This window comes from Candidatus Poriferisodalis sp., assembly GCF_965203655.1.
GTDB lineage: Bacteria > Actinomycetota > Acidimicrobiia > Acidimicrobiales > Poriferisodalaceae > Poriferisodalis.
Map to the genome: position 1 here is coordinate 273,280 of NZ_CBDBDD010000009.1, position 16,925 is coordinate 290,204.

A 16,925-nucleotide genomic window follows, 5' to 3' on the forward strand; every position below is an offset into this window, starting at 1 on the left:
CCTGAGGCTGGTCAGCCGCCGTGGCGGAGGAGCTGGCCGCTGTAGGTCTCGGTCTGGGTGTCTTCGGAGATGGTCTCGGCGCCGTTCACGATGACGCTGCGGTAGCCGCTGGCCCGCTGGATGCGGCGCCACTCGCCGCCCGGCAGGTCGTGCACCACCTCGTTCGGGCCGACTGCCAGGTTTTCGGGGTCGTACACCACGACGTCAGCAGGACCGCCTTGGCGGATGAGGCCCCGGTCGCGGAATCCGGCGAGCTGCGCGGGAAGCGCCGCCAGCCGACGATGCGCTTCCTCGTAGGTCACCCACTGGTTCTCACGCACCTGCTCGGAGAGCGTCTCGGTGGGGTAGCGCCCCGCCGTGAGGAACTTCGTGTGTGCGCCGCCGTCTGACACCCCGAACAGCATGTGCGGGTACTGCACCACGTCGCGCAGCAGCTCTGAGTTGCCCTGCGGCGGCGCCACGAAGAACAGCGTGTCGAGCCCGTCCGTGACGGCCACATCCAGCATGAGGTCCACCGGGTGCTTGCCGGCGACTTCGGCCGCCTGGCCGACCGACATCTCCCGGTACTGCTCGGTGGATTCGCTGCGCGGCGACAGGATCGTCACCGTCTCGATGCCCGCGGTCGCGGTGCGGGGCATCGTGTCCTTGAGCGCCTGCCGGCGGCTGGGGTCGGCCATCTTGGCCAAGCGCTCGGCCTTGTCGCCCATGCAGGCTTCCATCCAGGCCTCGGAGTCGTCGTAGAGGTTCCAATCCTCGAGGGTGAACGTGAAGCCGGCATCGCTGGTCACGCCCTGGCCGTACACCGGAACGCCCTGTTCACGGCAGCGCTCCAGCCACTCGATCTGACGGCGGTGGATGTTGGGCTTGTCCTCAAACGCCTGCACCACGTTGTGCAGCAGCGGCCGGCCGCTGATCGATGCGATCTCCTCGAGGTGGGCCATGTCGTGCGCGACGTTGCCGCTGGTGAGCGTCATCTGCACGACGCCCTCGTTGCGCTCGGCCAGCACGCGGGCCAGCACCCGGGCGGTCTCGTCGTTCATCATGTCGGTCGGCATCGGCGTGCCGTCCCAGTCACGCTGCACCGCAGCGGGACCGGTCGGTGGCAGCCGCTGCGCCGACCAGCCGCAGCCGCCCGCGTCCATCGCCTCGTGCACCAGCTTGGCCAGCATCTCGTGCTCGCCTTCTGTGGGCAGCCGCCCAGACTTCGCATCGTCGAGGCCGAGCACCATCACCAGCATCGGGCCGATCGGCACGTACGGGAGGATGTTCATCGCCTTGGGCGTGCGTTCGAGGCTGTCGAGGTACTCCGGGAAGGTCACCCAGTCCCAGGGCATGCCCTGGCGCATCGACTCGTACGGGATGGCCTCGACGCGGGTCATCGAGCGCATGGCGTACTCGCGCATGTCGGGATCTACCGGGGCGAAGCCGAATCCGCAGTTGCCGATGGCCACCGAGGTGATGCCGTGCCAGCCCGACAGCGTGCAGTAGGGGTCCCAGAAGACCTGCGCGTCGTAGTGCGTGTGCAAGTCGACGAAGCCGGGGGCGATGTGCATGCCGGAGGCATCGATGACTTTGGCGCCCTCGCGGGCGTCGACCCGGCCGACGGTCGCGACCCTGCCGTCGGCGATGCCAAGGTCGCCGCGCACTCTCGGTGCCCCTGTCCCGTCGAAGATCATGCCGTCTTTGACGACGATGTCGAAGGTGCTCATGTCGGACTCCCCTGAGACTCGGCCTGTCCGGCGAATTGCCGTGCCTTGATTGTGGCGCGCTCGGCGCGGTGCTCGCTCGGCTGCGGGCGGTGGCCTCAGCCGTCGATGTCCCAGCTCATCCGCTGTGCCGCGTACAGCGTGTCGGTGTACTCCTCCATGTGGGCGATGAGCCCATCGCGGCAGTCGTACACCCAGCAGTACTGATTGTCGTACTCGCGGCCGGTGGCCTTGGCGGTGGCGGTCAATCGCTGCTGCACCACTGCAGTGCCGCCGTCGACGATCATCCTGCGGACCTCGAGGCTGATCGGCTGGCGGATGTCGAAGGTCTGCCTGACCACACGACCCCCCAGGGCCTCGACCACCTCGTTGGCACCCGTCATCGTGTCGACGGCATTGCCCTGAGCGGCCGTTTCGGGCAGCACCCAGGTGACTTCAGGGTCGAGGCATTCGAGCATCGTGTCCCTGTCGGCCGTCGTCAGCGCTGCGTAGTAGCGCTCCATCAGCGCTCGCGTCTCATCGCTCTCCATGGTCGTCCTTCCTTCCTGTCGCGCAGCGATCTAGGCCGCCGTGGCGCGCAGCGCGTCGTCGAGCCGGTCGAAGATCTGCCCGATCTCCTCGTCGGTGATGATGAGCGGCGGGCAGAATGCGAGCGCGTTGCCGATGGCCCTCGTGATCACACCGCGCTTGAGGAACGCATCGCGGGTCTCCGCCGCGTCGCGGCCGATGTCGCAGGCCCAGATGCCGCCGAGCCCGCGGTAGCTCTCGATCATGCCGTCGGCCTGCAACGCCCGCAGGCCCTCTTCGAGCTTCTCGCCAATGTGGGTGGCCCGTTCGACGAGCCCTGCGGACTCGATGACGCCGAGGTTCGCGACCCCGGCGGCACACGCCGTCGGGTGGCCCGAATAGGTGTAGCCGTGCATGAACTTGGCCTCGTCGGCTTCGAGCAGGTCCGCGATGTCCCGTGACACCACGACACCAGCCAGTGGGATATAGCCCGACGTGACGCCCTTCGCGAAGGTGAAGATGTCTGGCTTCACGCCGAAGGTCTGGCCTCCGAACCAACTGCCAGTGCGCCCGAAGCCGCAGATGACCTCGTCGAAGATCAGCAGCGCACCGTTGTCGGTGCACAGCCGACGAAGCCCCTCGAAGTACCCGGTCGGTGGCGGAATCACGCCTCCGGCACCCTGGATGGGCTCAGTAATGACGGCGGCGATTCGCTCGCCGTGGGTCGCGAACAGCTGCGCAGCCGGTTCGATGTCGTCGTTGGGGATCTCGAGCACATGGGGCATCAGGTCACCCCAGCCTTCGCGGTAGGCAGCCCCTCCCTGAACGCTGGTGCCTCCCACGTTCACACCGTGGTAGCCGGCGGTGCGGCGAACGATGATCTGCCGATCGGTGTCGCCCTTGCGCTGTTGAACGCGTCGAGCGAACTTCAGCGCGGTGTCCACGGCCTCGGAGCCCGAACATGCCAAGAACACTCGCCCGTCAGGGTGCTGCGACCGAGCGCGCACCATCTCGGCCACCTCGACCGCGGGACCATTCGAGAACGGCTCGAACGTGTTGTACGTCTGCAGTTGCTCCAGCTGCGCGTTGATGGCGTCGATGACCGTCCGGTTGCCGTGGCCGATCTGGCACAGCCACAGGCTGGCGAGCGCGTCGATGTACTCGTTGCCGGCTTCGTCGGTCAGCTTGACGCCGTTGCCCGAGACAATCCGGACGTAGGTGTTTTCGTCGCGGCTGAGGACCGAATACGGATGGATGAGTGCGTTGTTGCTCATCGTGGGCACCCCCGTGTGTGTTCTGCAGCGTCCGCCCTGGCAGGCGAGGGCGCCGCTCTGACGGCAGCCTACGCGTGCGCTCGGGCCCGGGCCTCAGCGTCCTTAGGCTGATGGCGCTTGGCGACGCGCCGGTGGGCACGATCGCTGAAGGGAGTTGCAATGTCGCTGCGACACGGCCGCCCGCTTGTCATGATCCCGGGCCCGTCGGTGATCCCCGACCGGGTGCTGAATGCGATGCGCCGGCCCATCCCGAACATCTACGAGGGCGAGGTGGTGGACCTCACCTATTCGCTGCTGGAACGGCTGCCGGCGATCGCCCGCACCGAGCACCGGGCGTATATCGCGATCTCCAACGGCCACGGCGCCTGGGAGATGGCCATCACCAACACGCTCTCTCGTGGCGACACGGTGTTGGTGCTCGAAGTCGGCCACTTCGCCACGAACTGGGCCGAGATGGCCGCGATGAGCGGAGTCAAGTTCGAGGTGCTGCACGCTGCGGACCGAGCGGCCATCGACCCCGATGCCGTCACCGAACGGCTGCGAGCCGATGTCGGCAGCGAGTTCGCCGCTGTGCTCGTGGCACAGACGGACACCGCGTCGTCGGTGCGCAATGACATCGCCGCCGTGCGCCGCGCCATGGACGAGGCGGACCATCCGGCGTTGCTGATGGCCGACTGCGTGGCCTCGCTGGGATGCGAGCCGTTCGAGATGGACGCGTGGGGTGTCGACGTGACCGTGTCGGGAAGCCAGAAGGGCCTGATGGTGCCCCCGGGCCTGGGCATGGTCTGGGTCGGTCCCAAGGCGTGGGAGGCACACCAGCGAGCGGACCTGCGCACCGCGTACTGGGACTGGACGAGGCGCACCGATCCCGATGCCCACTACTGGATCTTCTGCGGCACGCCGCCTGTCCAGCACCTCTGGGGCTTGGCGGAGGCACTCGACATGATCGACGAGGAGGGCCTGGAGAACGTCTGGGAGCGCCATCGTGTGATGGCGGGCGCCATCCACGCAGCCGTCGATGCGTGGTCGGCACCCGGCGGGCTCGAGCTGAACGTGGTGGACCCAGCGCATCGTTCGAACTCGGTCACGATGATCCGCACCGGCGAGGTCTCCGCGCAGCAGCTACGCGCCACGTGCGAGTCCGAGGCCGGACTGACCCTGGGGCTGAGCATCACCGGCAATGCCGACGCCGAGTTCCGCATCGGCCACATGGGCCATCTCAACCCGCCGATGCTGCTCGGCACACTCGGCACCATCGAGGCCACTCTGGCGGCCATCGACGCGCCGATGGGCACTTCCGGTGTGGCCGCCGCCGCTCAGGTCATCGCCCAGGCCACGACCCCAGCACCCAAGCCGGCCCCCGGTCCCGAAGACCCCTGGTCGTGACCGCCGCTCGCGCCAGCGGAACAAGTATCAGCCGGCGAGGAGCTGGCGGACGAGTACGACGGAGGCGCTGGTTGCTGCGACCGAGAGCACGATGATCCGGAAGCGTGGACCTGCCAGACGCGGCCGCAGCCACCTGCCGATCGGCAGACCCAGCGCAACTGCTGGCAACAAGCCCAGCCCCAGCCAGAGCTCCCGCAGACCGAACTCTCCGATGATGACGAGGGCAGCGATGATCGCCGTGCCGACGATCAGCATGAAGGTGGCCAAGGTGGCCCGCAGGGCTGCCGGCTCCCAGTGGCTGGCGAAGACTGCGTACACCGGCCCGGGCACTGCCGCCACCGACGATGAGAACGCCGTGCCGGCTCCGGCCGCATAGTCGGCCCGGCGACCCTCGGGCGGCCGGAAGCCGATGGCCTGCGCCGACACGGCCGCCAGCACGAACACGCTCACAGCGATCGCCAGCGAGCGGTCGCTCAGCACGGTCAGCAGCGCGACACCGCCGACCAGACCGAGGGGTGCCGCGATCAACTGCCGGCGCAAGGCCGGGGCTTTCAGCGCCGCTCGGTCCGCGACAGCGTTGCGGATATTGATGCCGCCCGCCAGCATCAGCATCGGCCCAGGGATTCCCGTCGGCTCGATGGTCACCAGCACTGGTCCCACGATCAGGCCCATGCCGAGGCCGATGCACGCCTGTGTTCCTGCGCCGGCGGCGACCACCACCGCCACGACCACATACTCCAGGACGCTCATGAATCGAGCACGTCGCGGCTCACGAGGTGCTTCCCCAACCGCTCATCTGGCCCCTTGCGGTATGGGCACGCTCACACCGGCAGGTTGCCGGTAGCGGCCCCGGTGCTGCCGGTGTCGGTATAGGCGGCGATGGTGCGCTGCGCGATGCGCATCTGGTGCACCTCGTCAGCGCCGTCGGCGAAGCGGGCCCAGCGGGCGTGCTGGTACATGTGCGCCAGCGGGGTGTCGGTGGAGTAGCCGAGCGCTCCGTGCACCTGGATCGACCGGTCGATGACCCGGCCCAGCATGTTCGCCACGAAGTGCTTCGCCATCGACACTTCGGCCTTGAAGTCCTCGCCGGTGCCGGCCTGCGCCCGGTCGACCTTGTAGGCCGCGTGCAGCACCATCAGCTTCGCTTGGTACAGCTCCATGGTGCTGTCAGCGATCATCCACTGGATGCCCTGCTTCTCGGCGAGCAGTGAACCGTGGGCGAACCGGTTGAGCGACCGATCGACCATCATGTCGAGCGCCGTCTGAGCCTGGGCAATCCAGCGCATGCAGTGCGCCAGGCGCGCCGGCCCCAACCGGTACTGGCCCAGCAGATGTCCCTGGCCCCGACCGCCCAGCATCTGGCCGGCGCCGACGCGCAAGTCCTCGATGAGGATCTCGCTGTGGCCCGTCGAGCCGTGCATGGTCTCGATCTGGCGCACTTCGGTCCAGCCGTCGGCCGGCAGGTCGACGATGAACGCTGAGTTGCCGGCCTGGGGGATGTCGGGGTTGTCCTCGGTGCGGGCGATGAGGATGGCGAACTTGGAACGGTGCGCGTTCGAGATGAACCACTTGTGCCCGTTCAGCACCCACTCGTCGCCGTCTGGGTAGCCGCGGGTCTGGATGAGCGTGGGATCCGAGCCGGCCACCTCGGGCTCGGTCATGGCGAAACACGACTCGGCGCGGCCCTCGCACAGCGGCGCCAGGTATCGCTGCTTCTGGGAGTCGGTGCCCCAGTGCAGCAGCGTATGCATGTTGCCCTCGTTGGGCGCCTGGCAGTTGAGCACCCACGGGCCGAACCGGGTCTTGGCGGCCTCGGCCTGCACCATGGCCATCTCGACGTGACCGAGCCCCATGCCGCCCCACTCAGCGGGCATGTGCGGCAACCAGAGCTCTTCGTCTTGCGCCCGCTTGCGCATTCCGAGCAGTGCCCCGACGTAGGCGTCCCGGTCGGTGTCCTCGAGCCGCTCGTCGTCGATGCGAGTCTCGACCGGACGTACCTCGGCGTCGATGAACGCGGCGATGCGCTTGCGGAGCTCCTCGAGTTCGGGGCTCAAGCTGAAGTCGATGGCCATCGATGCTTCCTCCTGCGGGGGTGTGCCGCGGTCGCTAGATCGTGAAGGGCTCCCCGTCGCCCCGCTCGCGCACGGCAATCTCCTCGACCGGCTTTCGGCTCAGCTTGGTGAGCTGCTTGGTGGGCTTGCCGATCGGAAGCAGGGCGCACACCGCCTCCCAATCCTCCAGCCCGAGGAGTTCCTTGGCTGCGGGCTCGTTTGCCGAGAGCAATGTGGTCATCGCGCCGCCCAGGCCCTCGTTGCGAGCACCCAGCAGGATGTTCCACGCGAACGGGTACACCGACGCGCCGCTGACCACCCCGATGCGATCCTGCTCCTTGTCGATCGAGGCGACGTTGCGCAGATCGACGGTGATCACCAGCACGACGGGCACCTGGTCCATGTGCTCGAACATCGGGAGCGGGAACTTCAGCGACTCGTCGGCCATGGCCTCTTCGATGTTCACCGATGACGGGCTGTAGCTCTGCCAGTATACCTCGCCGGCAGCGACCTGCGCCGCGGCAACGCGCATCGCCGGAATACACAGCTCGCCGAGGCGCTTCTTGCGGGCGGGATCGCGTACCACGATGACCTTGTGGCCCTGCCGGTTGCCGCCGCTGGCGGCGAACCGGGCATTGTCGAAGATGCGGTACAGCACTTCGTCGGTGACTTCGTCGTCGGTGAAGTCCCGAGCGGCGAAGGTTGTGCGCATGACGTCGTAAATCTCCATCTCGCCAGTCTCGCACCGGTCGGCCAACTCCGCGCCGAGGATCAATTTCGCGCCAGAATCGCCGGTACCCGGCCATGTCACGGCCATGTGATGGCCATATCGAGGGGGGATCGTGAGTTTCACCCGTGTCCTGATCGCCAATCGCGGCGAGATCGCTATCCGGATCGCCAAGGCTGCTGATGCCTTGGGAATCGAGACGGTGGCGGTGCACGCGCCGGTGGACGAGCGCTCGCTGCACCTGACGGCCGCCGACCAGGTCGCTCCGCTGCCGGGCGGCGACCCGTTGGCCGCATACCTGGACATCGACGCGTTGCTGCGGATTGCAACCGAACACGGCTGCGATTGCGTCCATCCGGGCTATGGCTTCTTGGCGGAGAACGCGGCCTTTGCCGCTGGCTGTGCCGAAGCGGGCCTCGCCTTTGTAGGCCCCGCCGCCGACACGCTCGAACTCTTCGGCGACAAGGTCCGCGCCCGCGCATTGGCTGCTTCGATCGACGTTCCCGTCGCGGGCGGATCGCCGGGGGCCGTCGCCGATGCGGCAGCGGCGGCCGACGCCGCCGCGGAGGTCGGTCTGCCGGTGATGCTGAAGGCTGCAGCCGGCGGCGGCGGCCGGGGCATGCGCGCTGTGGAGCGCATCGAGGACATCGCCGAGGCGTTCGAGCGGTGCACCAGCGAGGCGGCAGCGGCGTTCGGCGACGGCGCTGTGTTTGTGGAGCGCCTCGTGGAACGACCGCGCCACATCGAGGTGCAGGTGCTCGCCGACCTTCACGGCAGCGTGGCGCACCTGTATGAACGGGACTGCTCGGTGCAGCAGCGCAATCAGAAGGTCATCGAGATCGCTCCTGCGCCGGGACTTGATGCCAGCCTGCGTGACCGGCTGCATGCTGATGCTGTTCGGCTCGCTGCACAGGCCGGTCTGGCGAATGCAGCAACGGTGGAGTTCTTGGTGTCGCCCGAGACCGGGGACCACTTCTTCATCGAGTGCAACCCGCGCATCCAGGTGGAGCACACCGTCACCGAGCAGGTCACCGGCGTCGATCTGGTCGAGGCGCAGTTCAGGATCGCTGCAGGTGCGCGCTTGGAGGAGATCGGCGTTGTTCCGGGCAGCGCAGACCGAGACAAGGCCGCGGAGGCGTTCGTGGCCGCTCCGCGCGGCTACGCCGTGCAGGCACGAGTCGTGGCGACTGGTTCGGGCGCGATCTCGGCGTACCACGAACCGTCAGGCGCGGGCGTCAGGGTCGACGCCGCCGGCTATGCCGGCTACACACCGCCACCGCACTACGACCCACTGCTCGCCAAGGTCATCGGCACCGGCAGCACCCTCGAAGCAGCAGTAGCCCGCACCTCGACCGCATTGGCTGACTTCCACATCGGCCAGCTGCCCACGAACATCGACACGCTTCGCCAGATCTTGGGCCACCCCGCCGTGCGCATTGGTGATGCACGCACCACGTTGCTCGCCGAGATGGTGCCGCTCGCAGACGGGGCGGCGGCCGCCACCAGCACCAACGGAATGTCGGGCGACATGAGCGGCAGCGCCTCGCGGCGCGCCGCGATGTTGGAACCCGCCTCAGCGGCGATGCCTGCGACGCCGTCACCGGCCACGGCGCCGGCGTCGACATGGCCGGACCGCGAGCTCGCCGACGGTGAGGTAGCAATTCGCAGCCCGCTGCCCGCCAGCGTCGTCGAGGTCCGGGTGAGCGCTGGCGACGCCGTGACAGCGGGGCAAGCGCTCGTGGTGCTGTCGGCCATGAAGATGGAGACGGAGGTCACCGCTCCATGCGAGGGCACAGTCTCAGCACTGCGCGACCTGCAACCCGGCGACCAGCTGGCGGCCGGCGACGTGCTGGCTGTGGTGCTTTCCGGCGCCGCGGCCGGTGGCGCTTCGAGCGCGGGCGCGGCCCCCAGCGGCTGGGAGCCGCTGCTGGATGACGTGCAGACGTTGCAACGGCTCGCCGAAGAACGCTTGGGTCCGGACTCAGACGAGCCGGGCGTGGTTCGCCAGCGCAACCGGGGGAAGCTGCATTGCCGGGACCGCATCCGCTTGCTGCTCGACGACGGCAGCTTCCGTGAGGTCGGCAGCCTGGCCGGTTTCGCTTCCTACGACGACGAGGGCGAGATCGCAGCCTTCACGCCAGCCAACCATGTCGGTGGGACCGGCAAGATCCACAGCCGGGATGTCGTGGTCTGCGCCGACGACTTCACGTCGCGAGGCGGCCATGCCGACGGTGCCATCGGCGCCAAGAGCTTCTACTTGGACCTGCTGTCAACCGAACTTGGCGTGCCCTCCATCCGGCTGCTGGACGGTTCGTCCGGCGGCGGCAGCGTCGCCTCGATGGTGCCCGAGCAGCGCAAGGAAGGCGAGAGCAGTGCCAAGGAGAGCACCGGGGCCATCAAGGCGGGCCGGCCACGGGTGACGGGTGGGGGAGGTTCGTTCCTGCCGTCGCACTTGGGCAGCACCGAGTATGCGGAGCAGCTCACGACGGTGCCGGTGGTCAACATGCTGCTGGGCAGCGTGGTCGGCATCGGAGCGGCGAAGGCCGTGTTGGGGCACTTCGCCGTCATGGTGCGCGACATCTCGCAGCTGTTCGTGGCAGGGCCGCCGGTCGTGAGCCACGCCATGGGCTACGAAATCTCCAAGGAAGATCTCGGCGACTGGCGCATCCACTGCACGAACGGCTCGGTCGACAATCTCGCCGAGACCGAGGAAGAAGCAGCCGATCTCGTTCGGCGATTCCTGTCGTACTTGCCGTCGTCGGTGTACGAGACGCCGCCGGTGCTGCCGCCGGACCCCGACGATCCGCCGGACCGGCGTGACGAGGAGCTGCTGACGCTGATCCCCCGCAAGCGCACCACGACGTTCGACATCCGCCGGGGCATCGAGCTGATCTGTGACCGAGGTTCGTTCTTCGAGATCGGTTCGCTGTGGGGCACCGATCAGGTCGTCGGGTTTGCCCGCATGAACGGGCACCCGGTCGGCGTGCTGGCGTCCGACAGCCGTCATCCGAACGGCGGCGCGCTGACCGCCGACGGCTGCGACAAGCTGACCCGTCACATCGACCTGTGTGACCTCTTCCATATGCCGATCCTGAACCTGTGCGACAACCCCGGCTTCGCAGTCGGCGTCGAGCACGAGATCACCGGCACCATCCGCAAGGGCGCAACCTGGATGACGGCATTCGCGCAGGCCGCGGTACCGATCTTCACGGTGCTCATGCGCCGCAGCTTCGGCGTGGCTGGCAACAACTACGCCACGCCCCGGCGCCAGCACAACGCCCGTGTGGTGTGGCCGGCCGCCGACGTGGGCGGCATCCCGCCCGAAGGCGGCATCGAGGCCGCCTACAAGCGGCAGCTGGCTGAGGCGGAGGACCCGGTGGCGCTGCGGGCCGAGCTCGAAGCGCGTATCGAGGCGGCGCGTGGCCCCATCGGGCCGCTCAACCGGTTCCAGATCGAGGAGATGATCGATCCTCGCGAGACCCGCCGGCTGATCTGCGAGTGGATCGAAGGCGCTTACCGGGTCGTGAACCGGCCAGCCCAGCTCGTGCCCCGCGCCATCGCATTTCGGCCCTAAGAGAATGCACTGGATCCATCATTGGCTTCCCTTGCGGTGACCGTGTTCCTCTTGGACTATCTGCAGCGGCACACCAGAAACGAACCCAGTCCAATCTCTACTAGGAATGGTCGCTCCTTATCGCAAATGCGCCTCTTCTTGGACTCAGGCCATTTGCAAATTCGGGAGAACTGATTTCGAACTGAAGACTCTAGCGCAGGTATCGTTCGGTTCACTTGGCGACATCAGCAAGCGCCGCAGTGGAACCATGCCTTCGTAGCGAACGCCTCAAGCCTAATGTAACCGAGTCAGCGTTTCAGTTTCCATTTGCCGGCGCAATTTTTCCCATGTGCGCTCATCACGAGCTAGATTGTAATCCGGCTGTGATTCTGCCCGCGTTTCGATGCGATTATTGATCTCGAAACGGACAATGCGTCGTGCGTCCTCGATAGCACTTCCAGTAATCTGGTCAAAGTGGTTCTTGCCGCTCAGCAACTCCTTATAGCTCTCGAATCGACCCTCCTCGCGACTCAATCTCAAGCCAACGGCAACCAAGCCAACCAAGTATCTCGAAAGCCGATACAAGTAGTTAGGTTCACCAAAGGTAGGAGCCCGGCCTCCACCTTCTGTATTATGGCCGTGACCTGCATCAGACTTCTTCGCTTGATTCCGCAGGGCACGGCTTTCTTTTTTGAATATATCGTCGAGCGCAATGGAAATAGCTGCCTCATCAAGTTCTGGTTCAGTCCAAGACTGAAGTGACTGGCCCTGATCACCAAAAGCCCACCAGTAGAGTCCGGAATCTGAGGTGTCAAAGAGCAATTTGGGCTCTTTGTATGTGCGGACGGGACCGTGAAGGAACGAATAGCGGATTCGAGCAAGCTGGTCTGAGGTCAAGATAGGCCCTGCATCACCCGTGATACGTTTACCACGTTTTGGCTGATAGCTAAAGGACGGGACTGGCCCCTTTCCAGACCGTCGATTAAGGTGCTCCCTTAGAAACTGCTGAATTTGATCGTTCGCCCTAAAGTCCGAGATTTGGATCGGGTTTTGAGTATTGTTGAAGCGGATGATGTTCTCAGTGAATTCGCCGCCTGTAGCGTCGCCGGTCGCCGTCAGACGAAATAGCACGGAAACCTTGTCTGTCGAGTTGGCACCAGCGATAGCACCAACTGTTTGGGCACCATTGATTATCTGGAATCGCTTTGCCTCAACACGATTTTGTTGCTCATTGTACTCAAATTCATGGCAGACGGCCGAGACTCCATTATTGTAAAAGAAGAATGACTCGGGTTCCTTTTCGGCTGTGTCTCGTATATCCCGGTTGATGGCACGATTTAGTGTCATCGGAAGGCGTATGTTGAGGGCAAACAGTTCTTGTTTGTGTTGCTTGTAGAGATCTGTCAGCTCATTGCCCGATATGCGACATATTAGGCTGTGAGATGGTTGACGGAACTCGACCACGTCGTTACCCTTGACGGCAAATGTGATGGATTTCAGTATGCCGGCATCAGTAGATTTGACTTGGGATTCCAGTTCCTTGAGTTCAGTTTGCCCGAAGATCTCACATACTATGGGCAAGCCAGCGTCCTCGTAGCCCTTGTTTGCGCTGTCCCTAATCAGACCGATTCTCTCAGTCTTTGGAAGAACCCGATTCGTAACGAATCGGAATCGCACTGTGTAGTGATCACGTACCCGATCTCTGTAGCCGCCGAGCAGCTCTCGCGCCATATCGCTCCCGGTCGCAATATAGTCTGGCTCGCAGAGCTTGGTATGGAGGCCGAAGAAGCTCTGTAGCTCGTTATTCGGGAACGCAGTTCCTTTGCCTAACCATTTTGCCTGGACTAGAAGCAGCTGCTTGTTCTCAGAATCTTCGAGTACAACATCGACTCCTAGATCATTACGCCGTAGGATAACTTCACTTAAGTCTGCGCTATGAGGCTGCTGTCCTTCGAGGACTTCTTGGAAACCGCTTTCCTGTACGAACAAATGCGCAAGGTAGCTTTCAAAGCCGCGTGCTAGGTCGTTGGCCTTGAAACCGTACTGTTGCGCCAAATCCTCACAGCGTTGCCTCAGTCGCGTTGGGAAGGCACTGGAGTTTGATTGGCTGGTCACGGTTCGACGACCCTCCTTCCACGATTGGGGGACTTGCCGTGCCGACTCCTCGGAATGATGTCGAGCTGAATGACAGGCGGGAGTAGTGGTTCATGGTACTCAAGCGGACCGACGCGACCAGTGGCACTCAAACATCGGTTACGCATCGCTCCAGAAACTCTAGATGTGACACCTCATCCCGTCTGCTTCTTCAAAGGTCGTGCAAATTCGAAATGGGGCGGCATCTTGCGGATCGCTAATCGTACACTCGGGGGTCCGTAACCGTTTGGGTACTTGGACGGATCGACGTGCGGAGAATGCGCCCGATCGCATTCAGGCCCTAGCTCTTGCGGCCTTGACTTGATTGGCCCTGTTCGAGCCGACCATGATCGGGCTGCACCGCCCGGGCCTCGGCCGCAGATGCCAGCCGCACGATCAGCTCACGGAAGATCATCGTGTGGATCGGGACGAGCGACCACCAGTAGAGGCGGCCGAGCACGCCCCTGGGATGGAAGCGTGCCCGCTGACACAGCAGCACTCCCTCGGCTGACTCGCTGAGCTGCCATTCCAGCCATGCGTCGCCGGGCACGCGCATCTCTGCCCGCAGCCGAAGCAGTTTGGGCGGCTCGTGTACCTCGACGCGGAAGAAGTCGACGGCGTCGCCGACCTGCAGGTCATCGGGGTGTCGCCGACCCCGCCGCATTCCCACGCCTCCGATCAGCTTGTCAACCGCTCCTCGCAGCTGCCACAGCCATTGGCTCGCGTACCAGCCGCGCTGGCCGCCGATGCCTGACACCGTCGCGAATGCGTCCTCGATGGACGCGTCCACCAACACCTCGCGCTCGTCTGCCAGCACGGTCCCCCCAGCCCAATCGGGGTCTTGGGGCATCGGCGACGCTGCTGTGCGACTCGCAGCACTGTCCATCCAGCTGGTCGTGATGTCCAGGTCCTGAACATGCTGCGAGGCCCGCTCGAGGGCCTCGTCCAAGGACAGTGGTTGATGCCCCGAGCGCATGCGCGGATTGGCGGAGCCTTCCGTCGCGGTGCCCGTTATTTCCCGCTCTTGTTCGCTGCGCTCACGGGCCGCTCGGGCCACGGCTTCGCCCTGTGCTTCCCGCTCTAGCTCGCTGCGCTCGCGGGCCGCTCGGGCCCGGGGCTCAGCCTCTAGGCAACGATCGATGCTGCGGGCCTCGCTGACCACGACGTCATTGACAAGGCTGTCCACGAGCGGCCGCGCAAGGTCGTAAGGAAGCGGGGTGACCAGCTTGACCCAGTGCCCCGACAGGCGGGGGGTGAGCACCGGCACTGGCAGGATCAGCCTCCGTCGCAGACCTGCACAGCGCGCGTAGGCATTCATCATGTCGCGATAGGACACGACATCTGGGCCGCCGATCTCGGCGATCTCGTGTGCCCCCGCGGGCATGCCCACCGCCTCGCCGAGGTAGTGCAGGACATCGGCAATGGCGATGGGCTGGCAGCGAGTGGCCGTGACCCAGCGAGGACAGATCATCGCCGGCAGCACTTCGACAAGATGTCGCAGCATTTCAAAGGAAGCACTGCCCGAGCCGATGATGACCGCCGCCCGAAGCTCGGTGACCGGCACCGACCCGCTGGCAAGCAATCGCCCGACCTCATGCCGGCTCTCCAGATGCGGCGACAGCTCCGAGGGTGCGTCGCTGCCGAGCCCGCCGAGATACACGATCCGTTGCAGCCCCACGGCCTCAGCAGCGTGCGCCATGTTCTGGGCGCCGATCCGGTCAGCGCGTGCGAAGTCGTCGGTCATGCCCATGGCATGAACGAGGTAGAACGCAGCGTCGCATCCGGCCAGCGCCACCTTCAGCGACGCAGCGTCAGCCACGTCGCCGGAGCGCACCTCGACGTCTTGGCGCCAGGGGCGGTTCGCCAGTCGCTGAGGATTGCGCGAGACGCACACCATGTCGTGGCCACTGGAGATCAGGTGCGGCACGAGACGGCCGCCGACGTACCCCGTCGCACCGAGTACCGCGAGTTTCACGACCTCATTTTTGCTGCCATGGCGGGTGAATCGAGGTCGCGAGACGACCTCATCGGCCGATCAGGTGCGATGGATCAGGAGCAGCAGACCGACCCGGCCAGGTCACGCAGATTCCACGGCCCAGACAGCGGGAGCGGTGCGGTCGCGTATCTGTTCGACCTCGTCGAGTTCGGCTGCGTCTTCGAGAGCGCCGTTGATGCCGTTGCCGGCGAGCACCGGCTGGCGCACTCCCTCGGGGAGATGACGCGTGGCGGTCAGGACGGGTGTCGGCGTCGGTCGTGCGGATCGAGGCCGAATCGGGGCTGCCCACTCGGATTCCGGTGCCGGTGCCGTGAGATAGTCGCGGGCCGGGTTGCCGGCGAAGCTGTAGATGACCAGACCCACTGCGGCGATTGCTGCCAAGGCGAAGAACGCGGACCGGTAGCTGTACGCATCGTTGAGGACCCCGGTGAGGAACGGCCCCCCGGCCAGGCCGGACACCATCAGCAAAGAGCCGAAGCCGTAGATGCGCGGGTAGTCCCGCACGCCGAAGGCGTCAGCCAGGATCAGCGGGTGCAGCATCAGCAGATTGCCCATGGCGCTGCCCAGCACCAGCACGCCGAACAGGATGGCAAGCCCGCTACCAGCCACAGCAAGCAGGCACAGCCCAACCACCTGCACCACCATCAGCACCATCGTGAGCCAGCGCAGCGACACCTTCAGCGCTGCGATGCCGCCGCAGATCCTTGCCACGACGCTCGTGCCCGCGAGCACCTGCACAGCGCCGGCGGCGGCTGTCTCCAGCCCCAGCCGATCCCCGGTGAACTTGTACATGTGCTGAATCGCCCCGACCTGGCTGCTCATCACCAGCACGAAACCGATGGCGGTGAAGACGAAGAACCTCGTGCGGATGGCCTGCTGGTACGGCGTTCCGGGCGGCGGTCCGGTGGGCGTCTCGCCCGGATCGCTGGACTGTCTGGCGCCGTCGGGCAGCAGCCCCACATCTTTGGGCCATGCCCGAAGAAAGAACCACGTGGAGATCAGCAGCAGAACGCAGTACACGACGGCGAATCGGGGCGCCCAGTAGATCAACGTGTCCGCTTCGATTCGAACGCTCATCTGCGGCAGCAGGATGATGCCGCCGAGCGACAGACCGGTAGACGAGATCGCCATCGCCACCGAACGCCGGCGCTCGAACCAGCGCGTCACCAGCGTCGTGGTGGGCACCAGACCGCAGAGCCCGAAGCCGATGCCGAAAATGGTCATGACGACGAACATCTGCCAGCCGCTGCGCACCTGTGACAGCAGTGCCATGCCGATGGTGCTGACAGCGGTGCCAGCGGTGATCACCCAGCGGGCGTCGAATCGATTGACCAGCTTGCCCGTGTAGTACCCGCACAGTCCCGACGCCAGCAAGAAGATGCCGACGCCTGCGCCCGCGAGTCCGGTGCTGAAGCCCTGCTCGTCCACGAAAGCGTCCAAGAACGCGCCGAGGGCGTAGAACACCATGCCCGAGGTGATCATCATCACCCCGAAAACGCCGGCGAGCACAACCCAGCCCCGAACGAACCGTTGGCTGCGCTCAGCGGTCGCCACCGGCACATTCACGCCCGACAGCCTGCCAGCTAACTTTC

Annotated in this window: 11 protein-coding genes; 2 read left to right on the forward strand and 9 right to left on the reverse strand. The window is 65.5% G+C overall.

Annotated features, from left to right (window positions below; all coding sequences use genetic code 11):
- Positions 1-11: 11 nt before the first annotated feature.
- From ACOGW9_RS12660 to ACOGW9_RS12670, 3 genes are all read right to left on the reverse strand, one after another.
- Positions 12-1,709, reverse strand: coding sequence for an N-acyl-D-amino-acid deacylase family protein (locus ACOGW9_RS12660; protein WP_419911778.1), 1,698 nt, complete (start codon positions 1,707-1,709; stop codon positions 12-14).
- Between the two features lie 95 nt (positions 1,710-1,804).
- Positions 1,805-2,236, reverse strand: a complete 432-nt coding sequence (locus ACOGW9_RS12665; protein ID WP_419911780.1) for a nuclear transport factor 2 family protein — start codon at positions 2,234-2,236, stop codon at positions 1,805-1,807.
- A 30-nt stretch (positions 2,237-2,266) separates the two neighbouring features.
- Complete coding sequence (locus tag ACOGW9_RS12670; RefSeq protein WP_419911782.1) at positions 2,267-3,487, reverse strand: aspartate aminotransferase family protein; 1,221 nt, start codon at positions 3,485-3,487, stop codon at positions 2,267-2,269.
- A 159-nt stretch (positions 3,488-3,646) separates the two neighbouring features.
- Between ACOGW9_RS12670 and ACOGW9_RS12675 the strand changes: the two genes are divergently transcribed.
- The gene (locus tag ACOGW9_RS12675; protein WP_419911784.1) at positions 3,647-4,873 is read left to right on the forward strand and encodes a pyridoxal-phosphate-dependent aminotransferase family protein; all 1,227 of its coding nucleotides are present in this window, start codon (positions 3,647-3,649) and stop codon (positions 4,871-4,873) included.
- 27 nt (positions 4,874-4,900) lie between these two features.
- Here the strand turns inward: ACOGW9_RS12675 and ACOGW9_RS12680 are convergent, their stop codons facing one another.
- The 3 genes from ACOGW9_RS12680 to ACOGW9_RS12690 form a co-directional block, all read right to left on the reverse strand.
- A complete protein-coding gene (locus ACOGW9_RS12680; RefSeq protein WP_419911786.1) occupies positions 4,901-5,623 on the reverse strand; it encodes a TSUP family transporter in 723 nt (240 codons plus the stop codon).
- 71 nt (positions 5,624-5,694) lie between these two features.
- Positions 5,695-6,945, reverse strand: coding sequence for an acyl-CoA dehydrogenase family protein (locus ACOGW9_RS12685; RefSeq protein WP_419911788.1), 1,251 nt, complete (start codon positions 6,943-6,945; stop codon positions 5,695-5,697).
- A gap of 34 nt (positions 6,946-6,979) precedes the next feature.
- Positions 6,980-7,654, reverse strand: coding sequence for a nitroreductase family protein (locus tag ACOGW9_RS12690; protein ID WP_419911790.1), 675 nt, complete (start codon positions 7,652-7,654; stop codon positions 6,980-6,982).
- A gap of 112 nt (positions 7,655-7,766) precedes the next feature.
- Between ACOGW9_RS12690 and ACOGW9_RS12695 the strand changes: the two genes are divergently transcribed.
- Complete coding sequence (locus tag ACOGW9_RS12695) at positions 7,767-11,225, forward strand: carboxyl transferase domain-containing protein (RefSeq protein ID WP_419911792.1); 3,459 nt, start codon at positions 7,767-7,769, stop codon at positions 11,223-11,225.
- A 273-nt stretch (positions 11,226-11,498) separates the two neighbouring features.
- On the opposite strand, the gene ACOGW9_RS12700 is transcribed toward ACOGW9_RS12695, so the two are convergent.
- The 3 genes from ACOGW9_RS12700 to ACOGW9_RS12710 form a co-directional block, all read right to left on the reverse strand.
- Positions 11,499-13,319, reverse strand: coding sequence for an AIPR family protein (locus ACOGW9_RS12700; protein WP_419911794.1), 1,821 nt, complete (start codon positions 13,317-13,319; stop codon positions 11,499-11,501).
- Between the two features lie 319 nt (positions 13,320-13,638).
- Positions 13,639-15,312 carry an SDR family oxidoreductase gene (locus tag ACOGW9_RS12705; protein WP_419911796.1) on the reverse strand — a complete coding sequence of 558 codons (1,674 nt, stop codon included), beginning with the start codon at positions 15,310-15,312 and terminating at the stop codon, positions 13,639-13,641.
- A gap of 102 nt (positions 15,313-15,414) precedes the next feature.
- A complete protein-coding gene (locus tag ACOGW9_RS12710; protein ID WP_419911798.1) occupies positions 15,415-16,899 on the reverse strand; it encodes an MFS transporter in 1,485 nt (494 codons plus the stop codon).
- Positions 16,900-16,925: the final 26 nt, after the last annotated feature.